Genomic DNA, 24,044 nt, shown 5'->3' on the forward strand with positions numbered 1-24,044 from the left:
CGCAGCGTCTGGTTCGCGGCCGATGACCGCTCCGACGGAAATGTTGCTTTATCAGTCCGCCAACCGCCAGGTCGTGACACCTTTGCTGTCTTCCAGCACCACCCCCATGGCCGTCAACTCGTCGCGAATGCGGTCCGATTCGGCCCAGTCCTTGTTGGCCCGGGCAGCCAGGCGTGCGGCGATGAGGGTGTCCACCTGGGCCGCATCGACGCGACCGGCAGCGCCGGCTTGCAGGAATTCGTCGGAGTCCAGTTGCAATACGCCGAGCAATCCACCCAATTCGCGCAGGCGGCCGGCCAAACCCGCGGCAGCGTCGACATCGCTGTCGCGCAACCGGTTGATCTCGCGCACCAGATCGAACAACACCGCACAGGCTTCCGGCGTGCCGAAATCATCGTTCATGGCATTGGCAAAGCGTTCGACGAATGCCTCGCCGCCCGCCGCCGCCACCTTGGGCAAGCCCTTGAGCGCATGATAGAAACGCTCCAGCGCGCCCTTGGCCTCTTTGAGGCTGTCTTCGGAGTAGTTGATCGAACTGCGGTAGTGGCTTGAGACCAGCAGGTAGCGCACCACCTCGGGCTGATACTTCTCCAGCACATCGCGGATGGTGAAGAAGTTGTTCAACGACTTGGACATCTTCTCGCCGTTGATACGGATCATCCCGCAATGCAGCCAGGCGTTGGCGTAAGGCTTGCCGGTGGCCGCCTCGCTCTGGGCGATCTCGTTCTCGTGGTGCGGGAATTCCAGATCGTTGCCACCGCCGTGGATGTCGAAGGTGTCGCCCAGGCAGCAGGTCGACATCACCGAGCACTCGATGTGCCAGCCCGGACGGCCTGGGCCCCACGGTGACTCCCAGCTTGGCTCGCCAGGCTTGACGCCCTTCCACAGGACGAAATCGAGCGGATCCTGCTTGGCCTCTTCCACCTCGATGCGCGCACCCCTGCGCAGGTCTTCGATCTTCTTGCGCGACAGCTTGCCGTAGCCCTGGAACTTGCCGACCCGGTAGTACACGTCGCCGTTGCCCGGTGCGTAGGCGTAGCCCTTGTCGATCAAGGTCTGGATCATCGCCAGCATGCCCGGGATGTGGTCGGTGGCACGCGGCTCCTGGTCCGGCTTGAGGATGTTCAGGCGCGCTTCGTCTTCATGCATCGCGTCGATCATGCGCGCGGTCAGGGCATCGAAGCTTTCGCCGTTGTCCCGCGCCCGGTTGATGATCTTGTCGTCGATGTCGGTGATGTTGCGTACGTAGGTCAGCTCATAGCCGCTGTAGCGCAGCCAGCGCGTGACCAGGTCGAAGGCGACCATGCTGCGGCCGTGGCCCAGATGGCAGTAGTCGTACACGGTCATGCCGCACACGTACATGCGCACCTTGTTGCCGTCCAGCGGCGTGAAAACCTCTTTGCTCTTGCTCAGCGTGTTGTAGATGTTCAGCACAACGATTCCTCAACTTGGCCTGGCGAGGCTCAGCCCCACGAGTCACGCAGGGTGACGGTACGGTTGAACACCGGACGACCGGGTTGCGTGTCGGCCAGGTCGGCGCAGAAATAACCTTCGCGTTCGAACTGGAAACGATCTTCCGGCGCGGCGTTGGCCAGCGACGGCTCGGCGCGACAGCCACGCAGCACCTGCAGGGAGTCGGGGTTGATGTTGTCGAGGAACGTGGCGCCGTCTTCGGCCTTCTCCGGGTTGGCCGAACGGAACAGGCGATCGTACAGGCGCACTTCGCACTCGACGCTGGCGGCGGCCGGCACCCAGTGGATCACGCCTTTGACCTTGCGCCCTTCCGGGTTCTTGCCCAGGGTGTCCGGGTCGTACGAGCAGCGCAGTTCGACGATGTTGCCGTCGGCGTCCTTGATCGCTTCGTCGGCACGGATCACGTAGCTGCCGCGCAGACGCACTTCACCGTTGGGTTCCAGGCGCTTGTAGCCCTTGGGCGGCGCTTCCATGAAGTCGTCGCGATCGATGTACAGCTCGCGCTCGAAGGGCAAGGCGCGCACGCCCATGTCTTCCTTCGGATGGCGCGGCAGTTCGAGGTGCTCGACCTGGCCTTCCGGGTAGTTGGTGATCACCACCTTGAGCGGACGCAGTACGCACATGGCGCGCGGTGCCGTGCGGTCGAGGTCGTCACGGATGCTGAATTCGAGCATCGACATGTCGACCACACCGTCGGAACGGTTAGTGCCGATCATGTCGCAGAAGTTGCGGATCGACGCCGGGGTGTAGCCGCGACGGCGGAAACCGGAAAGCGTCGACATGCGCGGATCGTCCCAGCCGTGCACGTGCTGCTCGTCGACCAGTTGCTTGAGCTTGCGCTTGGAGGTGATGGTGTAGTTGAGGTTCAGGCGGCTGAACTCGTACTGGCGCGGGTGCGCCGGCACCGACAGGTGGTCCAGGAACCACTCGTACAGCGGCCGATGGCCTTCGAACTCCAGGGTGCAGATCGAGTGCGTGATGCCTTCGATGGCATCGGACTGACCGTGGGTGAAGTCGTAGTTGGGATAAATGCACCACGCATCGCCGGTCTGGTGGTGATGGGCGTGGCGGATGCGATAGAGGATCGGGTCGCGCAGGTTCATGTTCGGCGAGGCCATGTCGATCCGGGCGCGCAGCACCCGCTCGCCGTCCTTGAATTCGCCGGCCTTCATGCGTGCGAACAGGTCCAGGTTTTCCTCGACGCTGCGCTCGCGGAACGGGCTGTTGCGGCCCGGCTCGGTGAGGTTGCCGCGGTATTCACGGGCCTGCTCCGGGGTCAGGTCGCAGACGTACGCATCGCCCTGCTTGATCAGCTCGACGGCCCAATCGTGCAATTGGTCGAAGTATTGCGACGCGTAACGCTCTTCACCGGCCCACTCGAAGCCCAGCCACTTGATGTCGCGCTTGATGGCGTCGATGTATTCCTGGTCTTCCTTGGCCGGGTTGGTGTCGTCGAAACGCAGGTTGCAGACACCGCCGAATTCCTTGGCCAGGCCGAAGTTGACGCAGATCGACTTGGCATGGCCGATGTGCAGATAGCCGTTGGGCTCGGGCGGGAAACGAGTGACGATCTGGCTGTGCTTGCCGGCGTCCAGGTCGGCCTGGATGATCGGGCGCAGGAAGTTGGTAGGCACGGCAGGGCCATTGCCTTTGGAGGTGGGAGCGTTGTCGGCGGTGGGCTTGCTCATTGGAATCCTTGAACGAACGATGCGGCGGCAGCCAGGGTAGGCCGACCAAATCAAAGCGCTTATCATAGCCGAAGCGGTCAACCGGCTGACAGGCCAGCCCCGACAAACTATCGGGTAAATCCTGCAGCATGGAAAAAAACAGCCTTTGAATGGCTATCGGCGCCTGTAAACTGGGCGCTGTCGTTATCGGATGCTCGACAGAGCGTTCCCACAGAACATGCTTCATAGACAGAGAGAGCCCCATGTCCAACGTCAAACTGACCACCAACCACGGCGACATCGTGCTGCAACTGAACGCCGAGAAAGCCCCGCTGACCGTGGCCAACTTCATCGAGTACGTCAAAGCCGGTCACTACGAGAACACCGTGTTCCACCGCGTGATCGGTAACTTCATGATCCAGGGCGGCGGTTTCGAGCCAGGCATGAAAGAGAAGAAGGACAAGCGTCCGAGCATCCAGAACGAAGCCGACAACGGCCTGCCGAACAAGAAGTACTCGGTCGCCATGGCGCGCACCATGGAGCCGCATTCGGCGTCGGCGCAGTTCTTCATCAACGTGGGCGACAACAGCTTCCTCAACCACACCTCGAAAACCACCCAGGGCTGGGGCTACGCCGTGTTCGGTGAAGTGATCGAAGGCCAGGACGTGGTCGACAAGATCAAGGGTGTGTCCACCACCTCCAAGGCGGGTCACCAGGACGTGCCGGCCGAAGACGTGATCATCGAGAAAGCCGAGATCGTTGAGTGATACTGCTGATCTCCGATCTGCACCTGCAGGAAGAACGCCCGGACATCACCCGGGCGTTTCTGGATTTCCTCGGCGGGCGCGCGCGCTCGGCCGAGGCGCTGTACATCCTGGGCGACTTCTTCGAAGCCTGGATCGGCGACGACGCCATGACCCCTTTTCAATCGTCCATCTGCGCAGCGCTGCGTGCGCTCAGCGACGGTGGCACGAAGATCTTCCTGATGCACGGCAACCGTGATTTCCTGATCGGTTCCACGTTCTGCAAAAAAGCCGGCTGCACCCTGCTGGCCGATCCGAGCGTGGTACGCCTCAATGGCGAACCGGTGCTGTTGATGCACGGCGACAGCCTGTGCACCCTCGACGAAGGCTACATGCGCCTGCGTCGCGTGCTGCGCAACCCGCTGACGCTGTTCGTCCTGCGGAACCTGCCGCTGAGCACCCGTCACAAGCTTGCCCGCAAGCTGCGCAGTGAAAGCCGGGCACAGACGCGAATGAAGGCCAGCGACATCGTCGATGTGACGCCTGAAGAGGTGCCACGGGTGATGCGCCAGCACGGCGTATCCACCCTGATTCATGGACACACCCACCGCCCGGCGGTGCACGGGGTGCAGATCGGTGATCTACCGGCGCGGCGTATCGTGCTGGGGGACTGGGATGCACAAGGCTGGGTGCTGCAGGTGGATGAGCACGGTTTCGACCTGGCGCCGTTCGATTTCACCGCGCAGCCTGCCTGACGCACCGCGCCGCCCCGTTCGCGGCCACTGGCCGCTCCTACAGATACGGCGCCACCTGCGGGAGGCCCAATCTCAATGTCCACCCCCGGCGGCCGGTCCCGCCTTGGCGGTGAACGGCGGCTTGGCCAGCCACACCAGCAGCACGAGCCCGGCGAAGATCCACCCCATCAGGGTGAAATAATCGACCGTGCTCAACATGTAGGCTTGGCTGTTGACCATCTGCTCCATCCGCGCGTACGCCTGAGGCGTACTGCCGCCCATCTGCTCCAGTGCATGGCGGGTAATCGGATCGTAGGTGCTGATGCTCTCGGTCAGGTAGGCATGGTGCTGATCGGCGCGACGGATCCAGATCCAGGTCGTCAGCGAGGCGGCGAAGCTGCCGCCCAGGGTGCGCAGAAAGGTCGCCAGTCCCGACCCGTCGGCGATCTGCTGCGGTGGCAGGTCCGACAGCAGAATGCTCAAGGTGGGCATGAAGAACAGCGCCACCCCTGCCCCCATGAACATCTGCACCAGGGCCACGTGCTGGAAATCCACCTGGCTGTTGAACCCGGCGCGCATGAAGCAACTGGTGCCGATGGCCACGAACGCCAGGCCCGCGAGCAGGCGCAAGTCGAACTTGTGCGCGTACTTGCCCACGAAGGGCGACATCAACACCGGCAGGATGCCGATCGGTGCCACGGCCAGGCCCGCCCAGGTCGCGGTGTAGCCCATCTGGGTCTGCAGCCACTGGGGCAGGATCAGGTTGATGCCGAAGAATCCGGCGTAGCCGAACACCAGCACCAGCGTACCGATGCGAAAGTTGCGGAACGCGAACAGCCGCAGGTTCACCACCGGATGCTCGTCGGTCAGCTCCCAGATGACGAAGGCCGTCAGGGCCACCGCCGAGATGACCGAACCGATAACGATGAAACTGGACTCGAACCAGTCCAGGTCGTTGCCCTTGTCCAGCACCACCTGCAAGGCACCGACGCCGATGATCAAGGTGATCAGCCCGACGTAGTCCATGGGCTGCCGGCTCAGGTGCACAGGCCGTTTCGCCATCTGCTGGCGCACCACCGCACAGGCGAACAGCCCGATGGGGATATTGATGAAGAAGATCCACGGCCAGCTGTAACTGTCGGTGATCCAGCCGCCCAGAATCGGCCCGGCGATCGGCGCCACCACCGTGACCATGGCCAGCAGCGCCAAGGCCATGCCGCGCTTGGCCGGCGGATACACGGCAATCAACAGGGTCTGGGTCATCGGGTACAACGGCCCGGCGACCAGGCCCTGCACCACGCGAAAACCAACCAGCTCGGGCATCGAGGTGGAAATGCCGCACAGGAACGAGGCCAGCACGAACAGCATCGTGGCCCACAGAAACAGCTTCACTTCGCCAAAGCGCCGGCTCAGCCAGCCGGTCAGCGGCAAGGCGATGGCGTTGCTCACCGCGAACGAGGTGATGACCCAGGTACCCTGCTCGGAACTGACGCCCAGGTTGCCGGAAATGGTCGGCAGGGCGACGTTGGCAATGGTGGTGTCGAGCACCTGCATGAAGGTCGCCAGCGACAGGCCGATGGTGCAGAGCAACAGGCTTGGCGGCGTGAACGAGGCTTTGGAATCCATGATCCACCCTTTGCAATGCGAGACCGCGCCGACCCGTGACGGGCCGGCTCGGGTAGATCAGCGGGTGGCCGTGGTGCCGGACGCTGCGCTGTTGTCGTGGATCAACTGGGCGATCATGGCATCCGCTTCACCCAACTGCTTCTCGTAGACGTTGGTGGTGAAGGACGCCTGCTGCGGCGGTTGCTGCGCCAATACCGGCCCGCTCTGGTCGTGCAGGTCGACATCCACCACCGTCGACAGGCCGATGCGCAGCGGATGCTCGCTCAACTGTTGCGGATTGATGTGCACCCGCACCGGCACCCGCTGGACGATCTTGATCCAGTTGCCCGTGGCGTTCTGTGCCGGCAGCAAGGCGAAGGCACTGCCGGTGCCCGCACCGAGGCTGTCGATGGTGCCGCTGTACTTCACCTCGTCGCCATACAGATCGCTGGTGATGTCCACCGGCTGGCCGATGCGCATGTGGCGCAGCTGGGTTTCCTTGAAGTTGGCGTCGATCCACAACTGGTTCAGCGGAATCACCGCCATGGTCGGCGTTCCCGGCTCGATACGCTGGCCCAGTTGCACGGTGCGCTTGGCCACATAGCCGGTTACCGGGGCGATCAGGGTAGTACGAGCATGGGCCAGGTACGCCTGACGCAACTGCGCAGCCGCCGCCCGCACGTCGGGGTGGTTGGACACCTGGGTGGCATCGACCAGCGCGGTCGAGGTCGCCAGTTGTTGCTGGGTATTGCTCAGGGCGCTCTGCGCCGAAATCAGATCGTCATGGGCGTGGGACAGTTCTTCCTGGGAGATCGCCCCGTCGGACGCCAGGTTCTTGCGTCGGCCATAGTTGTCCTGGGCGCGCTGCACTTCCGCCTTGCGCGCAGCCACCTGGGCCTTCATGCCGTCGACGTTGCTGTACAGGCCGCGCACCTGGCGTACCGCCTTGGCCAGATTGGCCTGGGCATTCTGCAGATCGATCTGCGAGTCGTTCGGGTCGAACTGCACCAAGGGTTGGCCTTCGTGGACGAGATCGCCATCGTCGGCACCGATGCTGATCACCGTGCCCGTGGTCAACGGCGTGATTTCCACCACGTTGCCGTTCACGTAGGCATCGTCGGTGCTCTCGTTCCAGCGCCCGTACAGGGTGTACCAGGCCCAGACGCCCAGACCGCCCAGCACCACCAAGGCCAGCAGGATGAACAACCAGAGTTTGCGCTTGCGTCGATTGGCCGGGGCCTTGTCGTCGGCCGCCGGCGCTGCGGGCGGTTGCTGGGAAGCATTGGAATCAGTGGCAGTGGCCATGGCAGTTCACCTGAAAGGGTTCGGTCGGTGTTGCGTCGAGCAGATCGGTCGGGGCGCTGACGTCGGAGTATTCAGCCGGCGGCGGCACCCAGCGCCAGCAGCGGATCCCCGGAAGCTTGCAACAGCTTCTTGAGGATCCGTTCCAGCTCGGCGATCTCTTCACGATCGAGCATGCCCACCAGCTCGTTCATGGCGTTGGCGCCAATGACCGGCAGGCGCGCTGCCAGTGCCTGGCCTTCATCGGTCAGCACCAGCTGCACCTGTCGTCGGTCAGCGGCGCTGCGCTGGCGCCGGATCAATTGCTTGTGTTCCAGCCGGTCGAGCATGCGCGTCATCGAACCGCTGTCCAGCGACAGGTAGCGCGACATCTCCGCCGGCGTGTCGATGCCGAAACGGGCGTTGATGATCAGCACCTTGAATTGCGCAGCGGTCACGCCATAGGGCACCAGATGCGTGTCCAGCAAACGATCCTTCAACGCCGATCCGCGGCCCAGCAGCAGGCCCAGGTTGCAGGTATGGAAGTTCTCGGGGGTGTAGTGATTCATGGGCCGGAAGCTGTCCACCTGTTAGCCGAATGCATGTCTGCGCGTGTGCATGGATACAATTTGTACATCTCTCATACATCGTCGAAACATAATGTTACTGCTTAGGCAGACAATGTCAAGGCAATGGTTAGCTTGCTAACATTAAGGCCGATCGGTCGCTTTGATGGGAAAAATTCACTCCATCCCGGTGCCCGCTGGCCAAAGCAGGCAGCGCTTGGGGCATAATGCTGGCGGTTTCACCCGTAGTGGGGGTCTTCATCTACCTATATGGCCCTCGTTTTCGTCACCCCTCGCCCGCAGGGTTTTCAAGCACATGATCAAATCTCTTCGTCCACTATTGCTCGCCGGCCTGATGCTGCCCCTGGCCCTTCCCCTCTGCGCTGCCCCCCTGAACACCACACTGCCGCCCAAGGTTCAACAGGCCATCAAGGCCAGCAAGCTGCAGAATGACGCCCTGTCTCTGGTGATGCTGCCGCTCAACGGCCCCGGCAGCCCGACCGTGTTCAACGCCGACGTATCAGTGAATCCAGCCTCGACCATGAAACTGGTCACCACCTACGCGGCCCTCGAACTGCTGGGCCCGACCTATCAGTGGAAGACCGAATTCTTCACCGACGGCACCCTGAGCAACGGCGTGCTCAACGGCAACCTCTACCTCAAGGGTGGCGGCGATCCCAAGCTGAACATGGAAAAACTCTGGCTGCTCATGCGTGACCTGCGCGCCAACGGCGTGCGTCAGGTGACCGGCGACCTGGTGCTGGACCGCAGTCATTTCATCCAGCCGCAGTTGCCGGCCTTCAACGATGACGGTGGCGACGAGAACGCGCCGTTCCTGGTCCGCCCGGACTCCCTGCTGGTCAACCTCAAGGCCTTGCGCTTCGTGACCCGCAACGACACCGGCAAGGTGCTGGTGTCGGTCGAACCACCGATCGCCACCATTCGCATCGACAACCAGGTCAAAGCGCTGCCCGGAACCAAGTGCACGGGCGACGTGCGCTACAACCCGATCACCCAGGCCGACGGCATGACCGTCGTGGTCAGCGGCCAGTTGGCCGAAGGCTGCAGCTCGCAGACCTACCTGTCGCTGCTCGACCACCAGAGCTATGCCGCCGGCGCGGTCCGAGCGATCTGGAACGAACTGGGCGGCACCATCCAGGGCGGCGACCGTGTCGGCACCGTGCCCAAGACCGCGCGCGTGCTGGCGCGGGCCTTTTCGCCGGATCTGGTGGAAATCATTCGCGACATCAACAAGTACAGCAACAACACCATGGCCCAGCAGCTGTTCCTGAGCCTGGGCGAACGCTATCGCAACGAGGCCGACGGCGACGACGCCAAGGCCGCGCAGCGCGTGATTCGGGGTTGGCTAGCGAAGAAAGGCATCACCGCGTCGCACCTGGTGATGGAGAACGGCTCGGGGCTGTCCCGCGACGAGCGCGTCAGCGCGCGGGAGATGGCAACCTTGCTGCAGGCCGCCTGGAAAAGCCCGTACGCCGCCGAGTTCATGGCGTCGATGCCGATCGTGGGCATGGACGGCACCATGCGCAAACGCTTGAAGCGTACGGCGCTGCAAGGTGAAGGCCACATCAAGACCGGCACCCTCAACACCGTACGCGCCATCGCCGGCTACAGCCGCGACAGCAACGGCAACACCTGGGCGGTGGTCGCCATCCTCAACGATCCGCGCCCATGGGGCGCCTCATCGGTTCTGGATCAGGCGCTGCTGGACCTGTACTCGCAGCCAAAGGCCGCGTCTACCTCGCCCAACATCCAGTAATCATCCAATACGTGTGGGAGCGGGGCGGGCGGCTGAGCCCGCTGCCCGCGAAGGCAGCGCCACATCTCCTCAGGGAGTCACCGCGCCTGGATCTTCCAGGCCCGGTGAATCTTGCCGTTGCGGGCAAAGTCCTGATCTACCGTCTGCGCCGTGATTTCCTCGACTGCATAGCGCTCCGCCAAATTCGCATCGAGCTGGAACTTGCGGAAGTTGTTGGAGAAATACACCACGCCCCCCGGTGCCAACCGAGCAACCGCCAGGTCCAGCAGCTCGACGTGGTCGCGCTGTACATCGAACACCCCTTCCATGCGCTTGGAGTTGGAGAAGGTCGGCGGGTCGATGAAGATCAGGTCGTATTCCTCCCGATTGGCCTGTAGCCAGGCCATCACGTCGCCCTGCTCCAAGCGGTTCTTGTCCGAGAAACCGTTCAGGGACAGATTGCGCCGTGCCCAATCCAGATAGGTCTTGGACAAGTCGACGCTGGTGGTGCTGCGCGCCCCGCCCTTGGCAGCGTGAACGCTGGCCGTGGCGGTGTAGCAGAACAGGTTGAGGAAACGCTTGCCAGCCGCTTCTTTCTGAATGCGCAGACGCATCGGCCGGTGATCGAGAAACAGACCGGTGTCCAGGTAGTCGGTCAGGTTGACCAGCAATTGCACACCCCCTTCCTGCACCTGGGTGAACTGGCCCTGGGCACTCTGACGCTCGTACTGGCGAGTCCCGCTCTGGCGCTCGCGGCGCTTGATGATGACCCGACTCTTGTCGATGTTCAGTGCCTGTGGAATGGCCGCCAAGGCGTCGTACAGTCGCGCCGAGGCTTTCTCAGGGTCGATCGACTTGGGCGCGGCGTATTCCTGCACGTGCACCCAGTCGTGGTACAGATCGATGGCCATGGCGTATTCGGGCATGTCCGCGTCATACACCCGATAGCAATCGATGCCTTCGCGTCGTGCCCATTTGCCCAAGGTCTTGAGGTTCTTCTGCAGGCGGTTGGCGAACATCTGCCCGCCTTCGCTCAGCCGCGCCTGTTCGACCACCGGCGCAGGCGCCGGTGCTGGCTTGACTGGGTTGCCGTTCTTGTTGACCCGTGCATACGGATCGGCCAGCGGTGGCGTGGTGTCCACCTGTTCGGCCTGCTCACGCGCCGCCTGGCGCTGCTCGGGGGTACGGCGCTCACCGGTGACGAACTGGTCGGGCGTTACCTTGATCAACAGCAGCTTGCAGGGCAAGGCGCCGTTCCAGAACGAATACTGTTTGTGACTGCGGATGCCCATGCGCTTGCCCAAATCAGGCGCGCCGGTGAACACCGCCGCTTCCCAGTTCAGGCAAGCCTGACGCAGGCGCTCGCCCAGGTTCTGATACAGGTACAGCAGACTGGCTTCGTCACCCAACCGCTCGCCGTACGGCGGGTTGCAGATGACCAGGCCTTTCTGATTCTGATCCGGGCGGGGCTCGAAGGTCGCCACTTCGCCCTGATAGACCTTGACCCAATCGCTGAGACCGGCTCGCTCGACGTTGTTGCGCGCCGGCTGGATCAGTCGTGGATCGGCTTCGTAGCCACGAATCCAGGCCGGGGTCTTGGCCAGGCCGGCCTCGGCGCGAGCCAGTGCCTCGTCGTGCAGCTTGCGCCACATGGCCGGGACGTGGCCCAGCCAGGCGCTGAAACCCCAGCGGGTGCGCTTGAGGTTGGGCGCGATGTCGGCAGCGATCATCGCCGCTTCCACCAGGAAGGTACCCACACCACACATCGGGTCGGCCAGGGCGCCGCCTTCGGCAGCGATGCGTGGCCAGCCAGCGCGAATAAGAATGGCAGCGGCAAGGTTTTCCTTGAGTGGCGCGGCGCCCTGCTGCAGGCGATAGCCACGCTGGTGCAGGCTGTGCCCGGACAGGTCGAGCGAGAGAATGGCTTCACCGCGATCCAGGCGCAGGTGCACGCGCAGGTCCGGATTGAGCTTGTCGACGCTGGGACGCTCGCCACTGGGCGTGCGCAGCTTGTCGACGATGGCATCCTTGACCTTCAGCGCACCGAAGTGAGTATTGTCGATGCCCGAGCCATGCCCACTGAATTCCACGGCCAGGGTGCCATCGGGCAGCAGGTGGTCCTGCCACTCGACATCGAGCACGCCGTGATAGAGCTCTTCAGCGTCTTTCATGGCGAAGCGCTTGAGCACCAGCAACACGCGGTTGCCCAGGCGCGACCACAGGCACAGCCGGTAGGCGGTTTCCATGTCGGCCATCCCGCGCACGGCGGAAGTGTGTTCGCGGGTTTCTTCCAGCCCCAGGGCGGTGGCTTCCTCGGCCAGCAAGCCTTCGAGACCCTTGGGGCACGTGAGAAACAGTTCAAAACGGTCCGACATGGTATTTCCTGGCCCTTGCGGGCATCGATGAGAGGGCAAGCGCATTGCCCTTTCGAGGTTCAACCAGGCGCTTTACGCAATAGAGCGCCCGAACGACACCACCATGGTGTCAGCCCACCTCACCCGTTGCCATGTTCGGCGCAAAAATGAGGCAGAACGTGATTCTGCTCAAAAAAGGGCCGCTCAGGCGACCCTTCGTCGATTTGATGCCACATCGAAATCGAGATGATTCGCAATGGCATAGTGATCTCAAACTACGCTGCAGGCCCTGCACACGACGGACTTGCAGACCTCGTGCCCCAGAAGCACCTGCTTACTTATCGCCCATACCGCTAAATCGTTACGTGCTTATGACAAAACGATCATTCACATGACGCGGTTCAACGTTTAGAAATCACCTCAGGTCGTCGCTGCAATGGCGATGACATCACTGCTCGCCACGCCGGCAGCGAGCGCGATACCGGCAGACCATCTGCCTGGCCTCAGACGAGGCCGACGGGACATTACAGTCAATAGACAGAGGGCAACACCCTATGAGAAGACTTAAGCGTGATCCGTTGGAACGAGCATTTCTACGCGGATACCAGTATGGCATCCATGGCAAATCCCGCGAGCTTTGCCCTTTTACTCTACCGTCGGTACGCCAAGCCTGGATCAACGGCTGGCGCGAAGGACGCGGCGACAACTGGGACGGTATGACCGGCACTGCGGGAATCCATAGGCTCAACGAACTTCACGCCGTCGGCTGAAAACCTTTTTTACCTGTTCACCATGCACGCCCAACCAGGGCGGCGGGCTAGCGCCCAGGGGCCTCTTCACGGGGCCCCTTTCGCGCCTGGATTCAGCGAGTCGCCTGCAGCGCCGCAATGGCGTCTACCGATTCCCGGATCAATGCCGGCCCCTTGTAGATGAACCCCGAGTAGATCTGCACCAGGCTGGCACCGGCGGCGATCTTCTCAGCCGCATGGCCTCCTTCGGTGATACCGCCCGCCGCAATGATCGGCAACTTGCCACCCAGGGTCTGTGCCAGCACCTTGACGATATGCGTGCTCTGTTCGCGCACCGGCGCCCCTGAAAGGCCCCCAGCTTCATCCCCATGCACGAGCCCCTCGACCCCAGCTCGGCCGAGCGTGGTGTTGGTGGCGATCACTGCATCCATCCCTGCATCGACCAGCGCCTGAGCCACCAGCGCGGTTTCTTCGTCACTCATGTCTGGGGCGATCTTGATCGCCAGGGGCACGTGACGACCGCTCTGGCCAGTCAACACCACACGGCGTTCGGCCAGGGTATCGAGCAGCTGCTTGAGCGAATCGCCGAACTGCAGGCTGCGCAGGCCAGCGGTATTGGGCGAGCTGATGTTCACCGTGATATAGCTGGCGTGATCGTAGACTTTATTCAGGCATATCAGGTAGTCATCGACCGCCTGCTCGACCGGCGTGGTCAGGTTCTTGCCGATGTTGATGCCCAGAACGCCCCGATACTTGGCGGCCTTCACACGCGCCACCAGATTGTCGACGCCCAGGTTGTTGAAGCCCATGCGATTGATGATCGCCGTGGCCTGCGGCAGACGAAACAGCCGGGGCTTGGGGTTGCCTGGCTGCGGACGCGGGGTCACGGTCCCGATTTCAACGGAACCGAAACCCAGTTGAGCGAAACCGTCGATGGCCGCGCCGTTCTTGTCCAGCCCAGCCGCCAGCCCGACCGGGTTATCGAACTGCAGCCCCATGACCGTCACCGGCAGGCGTGCCGGCGGCTTGGTGAGCAGGCCGTTGAGGCCCAGGCGGCCACCGGCGCCGATCAGGTCCAGCGACAGGTCGTGGGAGGTTTCTGCGGACAGTTTGAATAACAGCTGGCGGGCCAGAGTGTACATAGGCGGGCTTGGCTCGGTGGAAGCGATAGAGGGCTGCGATTGTGCCAGATTCGGACCCGGTTAGGTATGCCGACTCCCCTGCCGGCCACCAAATCGCAGGCAAAGAAAAGCCCGGCCTGAGCCGGGCTTTTCGTTGAAGCGGTCGCTAATTACTTAGCTTGAGCTTCTACTTCAGCTTCTACGCGACGGTTTACAGCGCGGCCAGCGTCAGTGGCGTTGTCAGCCACTGGGCGGGTTTCGCCGTAGCCAACCGACTGAACGCGGTTGGATTCAACACCGTACTGACCGGTCAGCACTTGCTTGACAGCAGCGGCGCGACGCTCGGACAGCTTCTGGTTGTAAGCGTCAGGACCGACGGAGTCAGTGTGACCTTCAACAGTGGTGGTGGTCTGTGGGTACTGCTTCATGAAGTCAGCCAGGTTCTTGATGTCGCCATAGCTGTTGGTCTTCACGACCGACTTGTCGAAGTCGAACTTGACGTCCAGCTCAACGCGAACGGTTTCGGCAACGGCTGGGCAGCCATCAGCGTCAACGGTAACGTTGGCAGGGGTGTCAGGGCACTTGTCGACGTTGTCGCAGACGCCGTCGTTGTCGGAGTCAGCGCAAACTTCAGCTACTGGAGCTGGAGCAGCGACTGGAGCAGGCTTGGAGCCGCCACCGAAGTTCACACCAACGCCGACGGCAGGAGCCCACTCGGTGTCGCCCTTGTCGATGTTGTACAGAGCTTCAACGCCGGCACGGGCGTAGAAGTTCTCGGTGAAGTAGTACTTGGCGCCGCCACCCAGCTTGGCGAGGGTGGAGTGGTCACGACCACCGCTGTCCTGGCCAATGCTCTGGTGTGCGAAACCAGCGGAGACGTACGGACGCAGACCGGCGCCTGGAGTACCGAAGTGGTAGAAAGCATCCAGAGCGGCATCAGCGCCCTTGATGTTTTTGCCAGCATCGCTACGGATGTTGTGGACTTCGTCGTAGGACAGAGCCAGTTCAACGTCGTCGGTCAGGAAGTAGCCAATCGAGCCACCGAACAGGTTGCCGTCGTTCTTGTAGTCACGGGCGCTGTCAGTCATGTACTTCTTGGCGAAGCCTTCCACCTCGACTGCGCCTTGGCCTTGTGCCAATACGCCGAACGAAGTCACGGCAACAAGAGAACCAATGGCAAGGCCCAAGGTGTTTTTCAGTTTCATCCGTTAAATCCCCATCTGGTGATTGTTAAGCGCCCCTAATCCAGGGGCAGCTCGACGACAAGTCTAGCAGACCTTGCCGATACGTTAGAGACCTTTACGCCGAACTAAGTTTCGGACAGGTCTGCAAATTTATCGCGGAGCTTATCTAAAGCCCGCTTGTACCGCATTTTGGTGGCGCTCAAGCCCATGTGCATGATGTCGGCGATCTCCTGGAATTCCAGCTCCGCGACGAATCGCAGCACCAGAATCTCCCGATCGATCGGGTTCACGTACACCAGCCAACGGTCGAGACCACCGCGCTCCTCCGGCTTGGGCGCCTTCTCTTCGGATGCCTCCTCGAGCGGATCGAGACTCAAGGCATCCATCAAGCGGCGCTTTCGCCTTTCCTTTCTGTACTGCGTGATGCATTCGTTATAGGTGATGCTGTAAAGCCACGTCTTGAATTTCGACTTTCCCTCGAAATTCTTTAGCCCGTACAGCACCTTCAGCATCACTTCCTGACAGACATCGTCAGCGTCACGATCGTTCCCTAAATATCTTGCACAGACGTTGAAAAGGGTTCGCTGGTAGCGACGCATCAACTCTTCATACGCCCGTGTGACATGGAACAGCTCCTCGTGCGAACGCGCCACCAACTCCTCGTCAGAGAGCTCGCGGGGGTCGTAGCGCACGGGCAGCGTATGTACTTTATTCAAAACAGGTCGGCCCGAAGGTCAGGTCCCCGAAGGTCTGGTCAGTGTCCGCCACGGCATGATCGCTCAGCCTTTTTGCGGCGGCATACATTAGCAAAACGTTGACCTATCGGCTACTCACCCGCTGCTCCAGCAACTCGCGGTTGGACATCGAGACCAGTTCGCCGTCGTCGGTCAGGACCGTCGTCTTGACGGTGCCGATCGCCTCGATCTGCCCCTCGACCTCGCCAACCTGCACCTGCTGGCCTACCTGAAACATTTCCCGCACATAGATTCCGGCCAGTATCTGACTGGCGATTTCACGGCTGCCCAGCCCCATCGCCAGTGCTGCGGCCAGACCAACGGTAATCAACGCGATGACGATCACATGGTTCAGCAGGTCGGTCTTGACCTCCAGCTGACTGATGGCCACCGAGATGCTGATGATGATCACCAGCCACTGAGCCACCCGACCCAGACCTGCAGCATAGTCGAGCCCGACCCCTTCGGCCGCGCCGCGCACCACGCCGTTGACCAGTTGCGCCAGCAGCACGCCGACCAGCAGCACCAGGGCGGCACCGAACACCTTGGGCAGGTACAGCGCCAGCATGTCCAACGTCGCCGACACACGCTGTAGCCCCAGCGACTCTGCGGCCGACACCAGGAAGATCAACAGCACGAACCAGTAGACGATCTTCCCGATCAGGGTCGAGATCGGCACCTTGAGGCCGCCGCGGCCCAGCAACTTGGTCAGGCCCGTACCGGCCATCAGGCGGTCGAGGCCGAACTTGGCCAGCAGCTTGGACAACAAGGTATCGAGCAGCTTGGCCACCAGGAAGCCAAGGATCACCACGACCAACGCACCAAAGAGGTTGGGGATGAAGTTGGCGACCTTGGTCCACAAGGCGGTCATCGCCGCAAACAGGCTTTGGGTCCAGGGATCCAGTTCCATTGATCAATCAGCCTTATCCGCAGCAGCGGCGGAGTTTTTACGACGCGACACCGGCGCGATATTCGCCGAACCACTGTTCACCGCGATCATGAACGCCTGTCCCCAACGCCCCATGAGGCTGAAGAGGTCACCTGCGCCGACTTGCCGATTGGCAGTCTTGAGCACCCGCCCCAGCGCGGCACGATCGTCGCGCCCCGGCGCCTGGGCGTTGAGCATGTCTCGCAGGGATTCTTCGAACGGATCAGGCATGCACACCTCGCGAATTTCATTCAAAGACGAGACCGCTGCACGGTGAGTCACAACGATCGTCCCGCGCAGAGGTTAAATTCTCGATCAGACCCAGCGCAAGCGGCGAAACAACAACCACTGCCCCAGCGCCACCACGACCATCAATCCGCAGGCCATGGTGAAGCCATAGGGGTTGTCCGAACCCGGTATTCCGCCGACGTTGATGCCCAGCAGACCGGTGAGAAAACTCATCGGCAGGAAGATCCCGGTGATCACTCCGAAGCGATACATGGTGCGGTTCATGCGCTCGCTCTGGCGCCGGTCTTCGGCTTCGAGCACCAGCCCTACACGCTCGCGCGCCAGTTCGAGCTCTTCCAGGTAGCGGGTCAGGCTATTGTTCAGCTCGTTCCAATAATCGGCGTCATCGTCGACGAACCACGGCACCTTGTTGCGCGCCAGCTGGCCATAGATATCACGTTGCGGCGCCAGGAATCGCCGCAGTCCTGCGGCACGACGTCGCAGTTGCAGAATGCTGCCATGCTCGGGCGTGTACCGCTCGTCGGCATCGAGCTTGTCTTCTTCCAGATCGACGGTTTCGGAGAGGCCTTCGACCAATGCCTGGACCTTTTCAGTCAGGTGCTGGGCCAGGTAGAGAATCAGCTCGGACGCGGTCTTGGGGCCCTTGCACGCTGCAAACTGCTCGAGCAGGTCGTCGGTTGCGCGGAGCGGTCGCAGGCGCAGGGAAATGATCCGCTGGGCCTGGGCGAAGATGCGCACCGAAACCATGTCCTCGGGTTCGGCACCAGGGTTGAGGTTGACCCCGCGCAGAAACAGCAGCAGTTCATCGTCGGGCAGCGGCACCAGGCGTGGACGGGTGTTCTCTTCGAGCAGCAGGTCGCAGGAGAATTCGCTCAGGCCGCTGCTGCGGCGCAGCCAGTTGCGGGTCTGGGGATGACTGCGATCCCAGTGCAGCCACAGGCTCTGATGAGGCTGCAGCTGCAATTCATCGATTTCGGTCCGGGCAATCGAGCGCGCGCCGCCTTTGCCGTCCAGCACCAGGGCATGCACCAGCCCCCACTGCGCGTTTTCTTCCTCGAACATCGTGTCCCCGTTACTGATGGAAAATTCTCATTCAGGCATGGTCAGCGCCTTCGGCGAGACGATGATGCCGTTGTTGTCGGCATACAGATAGTGGCCGGGAATGAAAGTTACGCCAGCGAAGCTGACCTTCACGTCGAGATCGCCCAAGCCGCGTTTGACGGTGGGCATCGGATGACTGGCCAGGGCCTGAACACCGACATCGGTTTGCGCCAGCATGTCGACGTCACGCACGCACCCATAGATGACGAGCCCTTCCCAGCCGTTCTCGGCGGCCTTTTGCGCAAGCATGTCGCCCAGCAAGGCCTTGCGCAGCGAGCCACCGCCGTCGACCACCAGCACCTTACCGGTGCCATCCAGCGCGACCTGCTCGCGCACCCGTGAGTTGTCCTCGAAGGTCTTGATGGTGACGATCTGGCCGCCGAAGGAGTCGCGGCCGCCGAAATTGCTGAACATCGGTTCGAGCACTTCGACGTCGGGGTAGGCGTCGCACAGGTCGGGGGTCAGATAGTGCATGGCGTTGCTCCTGGGGCGAGTGGCGGCTGCAAGAGCCGGAAAGCTGCGCCGGACGCGGCGCGGCCATCACAGCCTAGACCATGCTCAGGTCGCCGCCAACGGGGTCGCACCTGGCAGCAATGGCCGGTAAGGGTCGCTCAGCCAAGTACCGACCAGCGGCCAGACTTCAGCCTGGGCCTGGGGGCTGACCAACATGCGCACGTGATCGAAATCATCGCCGAAGCCCTCGCTGCGGCCCAGGTTGACGAACTGATTGTGGCTGCCCGCGAACTGCTCGAAGAGGTCCCGGCAGGCCCAGCTCGGGTCCTGCAGGTCGCCTGCGGCGGCCACGGCCAGGATCGGCAGCTTCACCTCGTGCAACCCATCCCACCAATCACGCTGGCTGTCGCCGAAACGGCCGAACAGGCCTTTCCAGCGCAGCCATTCCAGGCCGACGCCCACGGGCTCGTCTTCCGGACCGCGCTTGAGCCGGGCGCCGGAAATGTGCGGATAACGCTTGAGCAACAAGCGACCGGCCCAGTTCACGGGTGGAATCCGCAGTGGCCAGTGGCGACGGCTGACCTGCGCGCCGAACAGCGCTGCGGAGGCGGCCAGGTCGCCTTGCAGATAGCCGCCTCCCAGGGCCGCTGCCAAGGTGATACCGCCGAGCGAATGCCCGACCCAGTGCGGCGTCTGGGCGCTGACCTCGGCGACGAACGCACCGATCACCGGCAGATCGTACCGGGCATAGTCGGCCACGGTGTTGCTGGCGTACTGCTGGTTGCGCGGCGACAGGCCGTGCCCGCGCATTTCGGCGATCCAGACATCGAAGCCACGACGCGCCAGCCAGGGCCCCAGGCCGATGCCCTTGGGCGAGTACCAGAAGCGCCGGTTGGAAAAGCTGCCATGCAGGAGGATCACCGGCACTCCGCGGGCGCCGGGCTGATCGGCCAGGCCCAGGCGCGTCAACGCCAGCTCGACGCTGGGGTCGGGGCTGTTGGCGGCCTTGATGCGGTAGATGTCTTCGCTGAGGTCGCCGCGACGCTCGGCACTGAGCAGCGCGACGGGAAAGAGGGTACTGCTGCTTTGCATAGGGCACTTGCATCTGAATGAATGAAACCGTAGCAGCGGCGCAAGCCGCGTAGCTTTTTGATTTGCCTTTGAAAAGCAAGATCACAAGCTACGCGGCTTGCGCCGCTGCCACAGGGGGACCGGGTGTGTGGGAGGACACACCGGTCTGGGTGTTGCGGTGCTTAGGCGACGCCTTCCTTTTCAGCCAGGAAGAACCAGGTTTCCAGGACCGAGTCCGGGTTCAGCGAAACGCTTTCGATGCCCTGCTCCATCAGCCACCTGGCCAGGTCGGGGTGATCGGATGGCCCCTGGCCGCAGATGCCGATGTACTTGCCGGCCTTGTTGCACGCCTGGATGGCGTTGGCCAGAAGCTTCTTGACTGCCGGGTTACGCTCGTCGAACAGGTGGGCGATGATCCCCGAGTCGCGGTCCAGGCCCAGGGTCAGCTGGGTCAGATCGTTGGAACCGATCGAGAAGCCGTCGAAGAACTCGAGAAATTCGTCGGCCAGGATCGCGTTGGAAGGCAGCTCGCACATCATGATGATGCGCAGGCCGTTGTCGCCACGGGCCAGGCCGTTCTCGGCGAGCAGGTCGATCACCTGCGACGCTTCGCCCAGCGTGCGCACGAACGGCACCATGATCTCGACGTTGGTCAGGCCCATTTCGTTGCGCACCCGCTTCATTGCCCGGCATTCGAGCTCGAAGCAGTCGCGGAACGACTCACTGATGTAGCGCGACGCCCCGCGGAAGCCCAGCATCGGGTTTTCTTCTTCGGGTTCGTAGAGCTTGCCGCCGATGAGGTTGGCGTATTCGTTGGACTTGAAGTCGGACAGCCGGACGATGACCTTTTTCGGCCAGAACGCCGCTGCCAGGGTGCTGATGCCCTCGACCAGCTTGTCGACGTAGAAATTCACCGGGTCGCTGTAGCCGGCCACGCGCTTGTCGACGCTGTCCTTGATTTCCGCGGTCAAGGTGTCGTAGTTCAGCAGCGCCTTGGGGTGCACGCCGATCATGCGGTTGATGATGAACTCCAGGCGCGCCAGGCCGACACCGGCGTTGGGCAACTGGGCGAAATCGAACGCGCGATCCGGGTTGCCGACGTTCATCATGATCTTGAACGGCAGCTCGGGCATGGCATCGACCGAATTCTGCTTGATGTCGAAGCCCAGCTCGCCCTCGAAGATGTAACCGGTGTCGCCTTCGGCACAGGAAACCGTCACGCCCTGGCCGTCCTTGAGCAGTTGGGTGGCGTTGCCGCAGCCCACCACGGCGGGAATGCCCAGTTCACGGGCGATGATCGCCGCGTGGCAGGTGCGTCCGCCGCGGTTGGTGACGATGGCGCTCGCGCGCTTCATCACCGGTTCCCAGTCCGGGTCGGTCATGTCGGAAACCAGCACGTCGCCGGCCTGGACCTTGTCCATCTCGGAGACGTCGTGAATGATGCGCACCTTGCCGGCGCCGATGCGCTGGCCGATGGCCCGGCCTTCGACCAGCACCGTGCCCTTTTCCTTGAGCAGGTAGCGTTCCATGACATTGGCGCTGGAGCGGCTCTTGACCGTTTCAGGGCGCGCCTGAACGATGTACAGCTGGCCGTCGTCACCGTCCTGGGCCCACTCGATGTCCATCGGGCGGCCGTAGTGCTTCTCGATGATCATCGCCTGCTTGGCCAGCTCGCTGACCTGCGCATCGGTCAGGCAGAAGCGCGCACGTTCGGCCTTGTCGACGTCCACCACCTTGACCGAGCGACCGGCGCGGGCTTCGTCGCCGTAGACCATCTTGATCGCCTTGCTGCCCAGGTTGCGCCGCAGGATGGCCGGGCGACCGGCTTCCAGGGTGTTCTTGTGCACATAGAATTCGTCGGGGTTGACCGCGCCCTGCACCACGGTTTCACCCAGGCCATAGGCGCCGGTGATGAACACCACGTCGCGAAACCCGGACTCGGTGTCCAAGGTGAACATCACCCCCGCGGTACCGGTTTCCGAGCGGACCATGCGCTGCACACCGGCCGACAGGGCGACCAGCTTGTGGTCGAAGCCCTGGTGCACGCGGTAGGCAATGGCACGATCGTTGAACAGCGAAGCGAACACTTCCTTCGCGGCGCGAATGACGTTGTCGACGCCGCGGATGTTGAGGAAGGTTTCCTGCTGGCCGGCAAAGGAAGCATCGGGCAGGTCTTCGGCGGTGGCCGAGGAGCGCACGGCCACGGCGATGTCCGGATTGCCCTTGGAAAGTTCAGCGAAGGCGATGCGGATCTCTTCGTTGAGGCGCTCGGGAAACTCGGCTTCCATGACCCACTGGCGAATCTGCGCGCCGGTGCGGGCCAGGGCGTTGACGTCGTCCACGTCCAGCGCATCGAGGGCGGCGTGGATCTGCTCGTTCAGGCCGCTGAGCTCGAGGAAGTCGCGATAGGCCTGGGCAGTGGTGGCAAAGCCGCCGGGGACCGACACGCCGGCACCGGCCAGGTTGCTGATCATCTCGCCCAGGGACGCGTTCTTGCCCCCCACGTGTTCCACATCATTATTACCAAGCTTATCGAGGGAAACTACGTACTCTACCAAGGTGATCTCTCCACTGACTGGGTTGGAAAAGCTCGGGTGCCCGGCGCGAATGAACGCACACGGGGGCTGTGGCCGCAGCCCTGGAAATGAACGAGAATGCCTGGCAATGCTGGCCATCAATCGGGCCTATCATATCCAAGAATCGTCAGTTGCTTAAGGGCCGGGGCGTACAATGAAACGATCTGCATTCTTCATCTCCGACGGTACCGGCATTACCGCCGAAACGCTGGGGCAAAGTCTACTGGCGCAGTTCGAAAACATTACCTTCAGCAAGTTCACGCGGCCCTATATCGACAGCGTGGACAAGGCTCGGGCCATGGTACAGCAAATCAATAACTGCGCTGACAAGGACGGCGTACGGCCAATCATCTTCGACACCATCGTCAATCAGGACATCCGCGAGATCCTGGCGACCTCCAACGGTTTCATGATCGATATTTTCTCGACCTTCCTGGCGCCGCTGGAAATGGAGCTCAGCGCCCATTCCTCGTATTCGGTCGGCAAGTCTCACTCCATCGCCCACAACGCCAACTACATGGAGCGCATCGAGGCGGTCAACTTCGCCCTGGACAACGACGACGGTGCCAGGACCCACTACTACGACAAGGCCGACCTGATCCTGGTAGGCGTTTCGCGCTGTGGCAAAACCCCGACCTGCCTGTACATGGCCATGCAGTTCGGCATCCGCGCCGCCAACTACCCATTGACCGAGGACGACATGGAGCGCCTGCAGCTGCCGCCCGCGCTCAAGGCTCACCAGCACAAGCTGTTCGGCCTGACCATCGACCCCGACCGGTTGACCGCGATCCGTCACGAGCGCAAGCCGAACAGTCGCTACGCCAGCTTTGCCCAGTGCGAATTCGAGGTGCGCGAGGTGGAAGGCCTGTTCCGCCGGGAGAACATTCCCAACATCAATTCCACGCATTTTTCGGTGGAGGAAATCTCCGCGAAGATCCTCGTCGAAAAAGGCGTCGAACGGCGCTTCAAGTAGCTATTGCCAGGCACACCGGGCAGGCGCTCGGCGAACTTTCGGATGGTTCCAGACTCCAAGGCCTCGCCTGGCGGTGCCTGCGCTGGCGGCATGAAAGCACCGTGCTAGAATGCAGCGCTCCCTTCCTGTTACCCGCGGAACGTTTTCGCGGTGTCCGATTCGGTATTCATAATTTCAATTCATGACTCTCAAGCCCCTCTCCCGCCTGCTCAGCCTCCTCTTCATTCCGGGCCTGAGCCTGGCCGCCGAAAAGACCACCTACGGCTTGAACGAATACGCACAGCTGACCGACATCGACCTGCGGGTCGCGGCCAAGCTCGACACCGGCGCACTGACCGCCTCGCTCAGCGCCCGTGACATCAAGCGCTTCAAGCGCAACGGGCAATCCTGGGTGCGTTTCTATCTGGCCATCGACAACGCCCATTCCCACCCCATCGAACGGCCGCTGGTGCGCATGAGCTCCATCAAGCGCCGTGCCGATGACTGCGAATGCAGCGCGCAGGAACGCAAGACTCACACCCAGCGACCGGTGATCGAACTCGACGTGTGCATGGGTCATACCCAGCGGCGCATCGAGGTCAACCTGACCGACCGCACCGCATTCGACTACCCGCTGCTGATCGGCTCCGACGCGCTGACCCGCTTCGATGCGCTGGTCGACCCCAGCCGCAAACACGCTGCCGGCAAACCTGCCTGCGCCACTGTCGCCAAAATCGCAGAGTAATT

General features: G+C 62.4%; 21 protein-coding genes. 6 read left to right on the top strand and 15 right to left on the bottom strand.

Annotated features, from left to right (window positions below; genetic code table 11):
• Positions 1-51: 51 nt before the first annotated feature.
• Both cysS and BLV18_RS13840 read right to left on the bottom strand, forming a co-directional pair.
• On the bottom strand, positions 52-1,434 hold the full coding sequence (cysS, locus tag BLV18_RS13835) for a cysteine--tRNA ligase (RefSeq protein WP_090359302.1): 1,383 nt from the start codon (positions 1,432-1,434) through the stop codon (positions 52-54).
• A 29-nt stretch (positions 1,435-1,463) separates the two neighbouring features.
• Positions 1,464-3,161, bottom strand: a complete 1,698-nt coding sequence (locus BLV18_RS13840; protein WP_090359303.1) for a glutamine--tRNA ligase/YqeY domain fusion protein — start codon at positions 3,159-3,161, stop codon at positions 1,464-1,466.
• A 242-nt stretch (positions 3,162-3,403) separates the two neighbouring features.
• Between BLV18_RS13840 and BLV18_RS13845 the strand changes: the two genes are divergently transcribed.
• Both BLV18_RS13845 and lpxH read left to right on the top strand, forming a co-directional pair.
• Positions 3,404-3,907, top strand: a complete 504-nt coding sequence (locus BLV18_RS13845) for a peptidylprolyl isomerase (RefSeq protein ID WP_049858872.1) — start codon at positions 3,404-3,406, stop codon at positions 3,905-3,907.
• On the top strand, positions 3,904-4,638 hold the full coding sequence (gene lpxH, locus BLV18_RS13850; protein ID WP_090359305.1) for a UDP-2,3-diacylglucosamine diphosphatase: 735 nt from the start codon (positions 3,904-3,906) through the stop codon (positions 4,636-4,638). Before BLV18_RS13845 ends, lpxH begins: the two co-directional genes overlap by 4 nt.
• Before the next feature lie 72 nt (positions 4,639-4,710).
• Here lpxH and BLV18_RS13855 read toward each other — a convergent pair whose 3' ends face one another.
• The 3 genes from BLV18_RS13855 to BLV18_RS13865 form a co-directional block, all read right to left on the bottom strand.
• A complete protein-coding gene (locus tag BLV18_RS13855) occupies positions 4,711-6,243 on the bottom strand; it encodes a DHA2 family efflux MFS transporter permease subunit (RefSeq protein ID WP_049858874.1) in 1,533 nt (510 codons plus the stop codon).
• 57 nt (positions 6,244-6,300) lie between these two features.
• Entirely contained in the window at positions 6,301-7,527 is a 1,227-nt protein-coding gene (locus BLV18_RS13860; RefSeq protein WP_090359307.1) for an HlyD family secretion protein, read from the bottom strand.
• Positions 7,528-7,598: 71 nt separating this feature from the next.
• The gene (locus tag BLV18_RS13865) at positions 7,599-8,072 is read right to left on the bottom strand and encodes a MarR family winged helix-turn-helix transcriptional regulator (protein WP_090359309.1); all 474 of its coding nucleotides are present in this window, start codon (positions 8,070-8,072) and stop codon (positions 7,599-7,601) included.
• A gap of 313 nt (positions 8,073-8,385) precedes the next feature.
• Here BLV18_RS13865 and dacB point away from each other — a divergent pair, with 313 nt between their 5' ends.
• Positions 8,386-9,846 (top strand): D-alanyl-D-alanine carboxypeptidase/D-alanyl-D-alanine endopeptidase, encoded by a 1,461-nt coding sequence (dacB, locus tag BLV18_RS13870; protein ID WP_056843596.1) that lies wholly within the window; start codon positions 8,386-8,388, stop codon positions 9,844-9,846.
• A gap of 77 nt (positions 9,847-9,923) precedes the next feature.
• On the opposite strand, the gene rlmKL is transcribed toward dacB, so the two are convergent.
• The gene (rlmKL, locus tag BLV18_RS13875) at positions 9,924-12,200 is read right to left on the bottom strand and encodes a bifunctional 23S rRNA (guanine(2069)-N(7))-methyltransferase RlmK/23S rRNA (guanine(2445)-N(2))-methyltransferase RlmL (RefSeq protein ID WP_090359311.1); all 2,277 of its coding nucleotides are present in this window, start codon (positions 12,198-12,200) and stop codon (positions 9,924-9,926) included.
• Positions 12,201-12,733: 533 nt separating this feature from the next.
• On the opposite strand from rlmKL, the gene rmf reads away from it, so the two are divergent.
• Positions 12,734-12,949, top strand: a complete 216-nt coding sequence (gene rmf, locus BLV18_RS13880) for a ribosome modulation factor (protein ID WP_008368461.1) — start codon at positions 12,734-12,736, stop codon at positions 12,947-12,949.
• Between the two features lie 92 nt (positions 12,950-13,041).
• Here rmf and BLV18_RS13885 read toward each other — a convergent pair whose 3' ends face one another.
• From BLV18_RS13885 to ppsA, 9 genes are all read right to left on the bottom strand, one after another.
• Positions 13,042-14,070: a quinone-dependent dihydroorotate dehydrogenase gene (locus BLV18_RS13885; RefSeq protein WP_090359314.1), complete on the bottom strand. Its 1,029-nt coding sequence runs from the start codon at positions 14,068-14,070 to the stop codon at positions 13,042-13,044.
• A 149-nt stretch (positions 14,071-14,219) separates the two neighbouring features.
• Complete coding sequence (locus BLV18_RS13890; protein WP_049858880.1) at positions 14,220-15,254, bottom strand: OmpA family protein; 1,035 nt, start codon at positions 15,252-15,254, stop codon at positions 14,220-14,222.
• Positions 15,255-15,358: 104 nt separating this feature from the next.
• A complete protein-coding gene (gene sigX / locus BLV18_RS13895) occupies positions 15,359-15,949 on the bottom strand; it encodes an RNA polymerase sigma factor SigX (protein ID WP_082484608.1) in 591 nt (196 codons plus the stop codon).
• A gap of 103 nt (positions 15,950-16,052) precedes the next feature.
• A complete protein-coding gene (locus tag BLV18_RS13900; protein WP_090359317.1) occupies positions 16,053-16,877 on the bottom strand; it encodes a mechanosensitive ion channel family protein in 825 nt (274 codons plus the stop codon).
• Between the two features lie 3 nt (positions 16,878-16,880).
• Positions 16,881-17,126 (bottom strand): hypothetical protein, encoded by a 246-nt coding sequence (locus BLV18_RS13905; RefSeq protein WP_049858883.1) that lies wholly within the window; start codon positions 17,124-17,126, stop codon positions 16,881-16,883.
• Positions 17,127-17,210: 84 nt separating this feature from the next.
• On the bottom strand, positions 17,211-18,206 hold the full coding sequence (locus BLV18_RS13910) for a divalent cation transporter CmaX (protein WP_090359319.1): 996 nt from the start codon (positions 18,204-18,206) through the stop codon (positions 17,211-17,213).
• Positions 18,207-18,233: 27 nt separating this feature from the next.
• Positions 18,234-18,719, bottom strand: coding sequence for a ribonuclease E activity regulator RraA (gene rraA / locus BLV18_RS13915; protein ID WP_056843603.1), 486 nt, complete (start codon positions 18,717-18,719; stop codon positions 18,234-18,236).
• A gap of 84 nt (positions 18,720-18,803) precedes the next feature.
• The gene (locus BLV18_RS13920) at positions 18,804-19,790 is read right to left on the bottom strand and encodes an alpha/beta fold hydrolase (protein WP_090359321.1); all 987 of its coding nucleotides are present in this window, start codon (positions 19,788-19,790) and stop codon (positions 18,804-18,806) included.
• Positions 19,791-19,951: 161 nt separating this feature from the next.
• On the bottom strand, positions 19,952-22,327 hold the full coding sequence (gene ppsA, locus BLV18_RS13925) for a phosphoenolpyruvate synthase (RefSeq protein ID WP_090359324.1): 2,376 nt from the start codon (positions 22,325-22,327) through the stop codon (positions 19,952-19,954).
• Between the two features lie 172 nt (positions 22,328-22,499).
• Here ppsA and ppsR point away from each other — a divergent pair, with 172 nt between their 5' ends.
• The gene (gene ppsR, locus BLV18_RS13930) at positions 22,500-23,318 is read left to right on the top strand and encodes a posphoenolpyruvate synthetase regulatory kinase/phosphorylase PpsR (protein WP_049858888.1); all 819 of its coding nucleotides are present in this window, start codon (positions 22,500-22,502) and stop codon (positions 23,316-23,318) included.
• 181 nt (positions 23,319-23,499) lie between these two features.
• Complete coding sequence (gene rloA, locus BLV18_RS13935; protein ID WP_049858889.1) at positions 23,500-24,042, top strand: retropepsin-like aspartic peptidase RloA; 543 nt, start codon at positions 23,500-23,502, stop codon at positions 24,040-24,042.
• Positions 24,043-24,044: the final 2 nt, after the last annotated feature.

Source organism: Pseudomonas coleopterorum, assembly GCF_900105555.1.
GTDB classification, from domain to species: Bacteria; Pseudomonadota; Gammaproteobacteria; order Pseudomonadales; family Pseudomonadaceae; genus Aquipseudomonas; species Aquipseudomonas coleopterorum.

Excerpts from the sequence above, each read along its gene's own strand:
- BLV18_RS13840 (WP_090359303.1), bottom strand. The coding sequence starts at position 3,161 with ATGAGCAAGCCCACCGCCGACAACGCTCCCACCTCCAAAGGCAATGGC.
- BLV18_RS13845 (WP_049858872.1), top strand. The coding sequence starts at position 3,404 with ATGTCCAACGTCAAACTGACCACCAACCACGGCGACATCGTGCTGCAA.
- BLV18_RS13855 (WP_049858874.1), bottom strand. The coding sequence starts at position 6,243 with ATGGATTCCAAAGCCTCGTTCACGCCGCCAAGCCTGTTGCTCTGCACC.
- BLV18_RS13860 (WP_090359307.1), bottom strand. The coding sequence starts at position 7,527 with ATGGCCACTGCCACTGATTCCAATGCTTCCCAGCAACCGCCCGCAGCG.
- BLV18_RS13865 (WP_090359309.1), bottom strand. The coding sequence starts at position 8,072 with ATGAATCACTACACCCCCGAGAACTTCCATACCTGCAACCTGGGCCTG.
- dacB (WP_056843596.1), top strand. The coding sequence starts at position 8,386 with ATGATCAAATCTCTTCGTCCACTATTGCTCGCCGGCCTGATGCTGCCC.
- rlmKL (WP_090359311.1), bottom strand. The coding sequence starts at position 12,200 with ATGTCGGACCGTTTTGAACTGTTTCTCACGTGCCCCAAGGGTCTCGAA.
- rmf (WP_008368461.1), top strand. The coding sequence starts at position 12,734 with ATGAGAAGACTTAAGCGTGATCCGTTGGAACGAGCATTTCTACGCGGA.
- BLV18_RS13885 (WP_090359314.1), bottom strand. The coding sequence starts at position 14,070 with ATGTACACTCTGGCCCGCCAGCTGTTATTCAAACTGTCCGCAGAAACC.
- BLV18_RS13890 (WP_049858880.1), bottom strand. The coding sequence starts at position 15,254 with ATGAAACTGAAAAACACCTTGGGCCTTGCCATTGGTTCTCTTGTTGCC.
- BLV18_RS13900 (WP_090359317.1), bottom strand. The coding sequence starts at position 16,877 with ATGGAACTGGATCCCTGGACCCAAAGCCTGTTTGCGGCGATGACCGCC.
- BLV18_RS13905 (WP_049858883.1), bottom strand. The coding sequence starts at position 17,126 with ATGCCTGATCCGTTCGAAGAATCCCTGCGAGACATGCTCAACGCCCAG.
- BLV18_RS13910 (WP_090359319.1), bottom strand. The coding sequence starts at position 18,206 with ATGTTCGAGGAAGAAAACGCGCAGTGGGGGCTGGTGCATGCCCTGGTG.
- rraA (WP_056843603.1), bottom strand. The coding sequence starts at position 18,719 with ATGCACTATCTGACCCCCGACCTGTGCGACGCCTACCCCGACGTCGAA.
- BLV18_RS13920 (WP_090359321.1), bottom strand. The coding sequence starts at position 19,790 with ATGCAAAGCAGCAGTACCCTCTTTCCCGTCGCGCTGCTCAGTGCCGAG.
- ppsR (WP_049858888.1), top strand. The coding sequence starts at position 22,500 with ATGAAACGATCTGCATTCTTCATCTCCGACGGTACCGGCATTACCGCC.
- rloA (WP_049858889.1), top strand. The coding sequence starts at position 23,500 with ATGACTCTCAAGCCCCTCTCCCGCCTGCTCAGCCTCCTCTTCATTCCG.